Source organism: Allobosea sp. CER48 (assembly GCF_044752385.1).
In the GTDB taxonomy this organism is placed as follows: domain Bacteria; phylum Pseudomonadota; class Alphaproteobacteria; order Rhizobiales; family Beijerinckiaceae; genus Allobosea.
Genome location: NZ_JBIWYK010000425.1, coordinates 1 through 2631 on the forward strand (window position 1 = coordinate 1; position 2631 = coordinate 2631).

Here is a 2631-nt window from a genome sequence, read left to right on the forward strand (position 1 = left end):
GACCCCGCGCCAATGACCAGCGCTGCCCTTTCGAACGCCTCACAGCCTCTACGCGTCGGCCTCGCCGGCCTCGGCACGGTCGGTGCCTCGGTGCTGAAGATTTTGCAGCGACAGGAGAATGCGCTGGCGGCCCGCTGCGGCCGGGCGATCCGGGTCGTTGCCGTGTCGGCCCGTGACCGCAAGCGCGACCGTGGCGTCGATCTCGGCGGGCTCGCCTGGTTCGATGATCCCGTCGCCCTGGCGAAATCCGACGACGTCGATTGCGTGGTCGAGTTGATGGGCGGTTCGGACGGCCCGGCCAAGGCGACGGTGGAAGCCGCGCTTTCCGGCGGCAAGCATGTTGTCACGGCCAACAAGGCGTTGCTGGCGGCCCATGGCGTCGCGCTCGCCGAACTCGCCGAGAGCAAGGGCGTGGCGCTCGCCTTCGAGTCGTCCTCGGCTGGTGGCATCCCGATCGTGAAGACGCTGCGCGAAGCGCTGGCCGGCAACAATGTCAGCCGCATCTCCGGCATCCTCAACGGCACGTGCAACTACATCCTGTCCCGAATGGAGCAGGAGGGGCTGACCTTCGAGGCTTGCCTGAAGGACGCCCAGCGCCTCGGCTATGCCGAGGCGGACCCGACCTTCGACGTCGAAGGCTTCGATACCGCACACAAGCTCGCCATCCTCACCAGCCTCGCTTTCGGTACGAAGATCGACGCCGAAGCGATTCATGTCGAAGGCATTTCCGCGATCACGCCGCTCGACCTGAGAATGGCGGACGAGCTTGGCTACCGCATCAAGCTGCTGGGCGTCGCCGAGCGCACCAAGACCGGCATCGAGCAGCGCGTGCACCCGACGATGGTGCCGAAATCCTCCGCGATCGCGCAGGTGATGGGCGTGCTCAATGCGGTCAGCGTCGATGCGGACGCGGTCCGCGAAATCACCCTCGTTGGCCCGGGCGCCGGCGGCGATCCGACGGCCTCGGCCGTGGTCGCGGACATCGCCGATATCGCGCGTGGCACGGCTGGCCTGCCCTTCGGCCTGCCGGTTACCCGGCTGGAGGAGCCGAAGCGCGCCCCGATGCAGCGCCATGAAGGCGGCTATTATGTCCGCCTCGCTGTCGCCGATCGGCCGGGCGCTGCCGCAGCGATCGCAACCCGCATGGCCGAGGCCGACATCTCGCTTGAGAGCATTGTCCAGCGCCGTTCGCTCGAAGCTGCCAACCGCGATCCTGGCGGCCGTTCCGGTGCGCCCGTGCCGGTCGTCCTCATCACCTACGCCACCAGCGAGGCGGCCATCCGGGCGGCGCTCGAAAAAGTCACGGCCGATGGCCATGTCGCGGAACCGCCGCAAGTCATCCGCATAGAGCGGGAATAGGCCTCACGGTCTCGACTCCACCCGCCGCATTGCAAGGGGATACCATTTCATGTCCGTCGCTCTTCAAATCGCCCCCGATCAGATCATCGAGCGCTATCTCTCCATGGAACTCGTGCGCGTCACCGAGCGCGCGGCTGTCTCTGCCGCCCGGCTGCGCGGGCACGGCAATGAGAAGGCCGCGGATCAGGCCGCCGTCGACGCGATGCGCCGGGAGCTTAACCGCCTTCCGATCGACGGAGAGATCGTCATCGGCGAAGGTGAGCGCGACGAGGCGCCGATGCTCTTCATCGGTGAGAAGGTCGGCAACAAGCAGGGCCCGAAGGTGCACATCGCGGTCGATCCGCTCGAAGGCACGACGCTGTGCGCCAAGGATATGCCGGGCTCGATCGCCGTGATGGCGATGGCGGGCGCCGGCAGCCTGCTCTACGCCCCGGACGTCTACATGGACAAGATTGCTTGCGGCCCGGGCTATCCGAAGGGCGTGATCGACCTCGATGCCTCGCCGGCCGACAACATCAATGCGCTGGCCAAGGCCAAGGGCGTGAAGCCGAGCGAGATTTCGACGCTGATCATGGACCGCCCGCGCCATGCGAAGCTGATCGAGGAGGTCCGCAAGACCGGGGCCTCGATCCGCCTCATCACCGATGGCGACGTTGCCGGCGTGATCTTCTGCACCCAGCCGGAAAAGACCGGCATCGACCTCTACCTTGGCATCGGCGGCGCGCCGGAGGGCGTGCTGGCTGCTGCGGCGCTGCGTTGCGTCGGCGGACAGATGCAGGGCCGCCTCATCCTCGACACCGAGGAGAAGCGCGTGCGTGCGGCGGGCATGGGCGTCAAGGACCCCAACAAGAAGTACGACATGTCGGAGATGGCTTCGGGCGACGTCATCGTCTGCGCCACCGGCGTGACCGACGGCGGCCTGCTCTCGGGCGTGAAGTTCGGCAAGGACATGATCGAGACCGAGACGCTGGTCTATCGCTCGATCACTGGAACTGTGCGCCGCATCTATGGCGAGCATCGCGAATTCTCGAAGTTCCAGCTGGACTAAGGCCGTTTGACATGTCGAATGACATGTTGACGTAACGGAAATTATGATAGCCCCGGAAGCGATCTTTCCGGGGCTTGTTTTGTCTGCATTTGCGCGAGCGCTCGATCTGGTCGAAGGCCTCGAGCGGGCGGCGTCGCCAATGGCGGCCGGGCTCGTCCTGCGCCAGGCAGTGGCGCCATTCGGAGTTTGCGGTTTCTTTGCGGGCTCGTTTCCTGCGTCCCCGG

Annotated in this window: 3 protein-coding genes; all 3 read left to right on the forward strand. The window is 66.2% G+C overall.

Going from position 1 to position 2631, the window contains the following annotated elements:
- Positions 1–12 precede the first annotated feature (12 nt).
- Positions 13–1359, forward strand: a complete 1347-nt coding sequence (locus ACIPIA_RS13825) for a homoserine dehydrogenase (protein ID WP_400510381.1) — start codon at positions 13–15, stop codon at positions 1357–1359.
- A 49-nt stretch (positions 1360–1408) separates the two neighbouring features.
- Entirely contained in the window at positions 1409–2407 is a 999-nt protein-coding gene (glpX, locus tag ACIPIA_RS13830; protein WP_400510378.1) for a class II fructose-bisphosphatase, read from the forward strand.
- A 43-nt stretch (positions 2408–2450) separates the two neighbouring features.
- The coding region (locus tag ACIPIA_RS13835; RefSeq protein ID WP_400510380.1) for a hypothetical protein at positions 2451–2631 on the forward strand (181 nt) is incomplete at its 3' end.

Excerpts from the sequence above, each read along its gene's own strand:
- ACIPIA_RS13825 (WP_400510381.1), top strand. The coding sequence starts at position 13 with ATGACCAGCGCTGCCCTTTCGAACGCCTCACAGCCTCTACGCGTCGGC.
- glpX (WP_400510378.1), top strand. The coding sequence starts at position 1,409 with ATGTCCGTCGCTCTTCAAATCGCCCCCGATCAGATCATCGAGCGCTAT.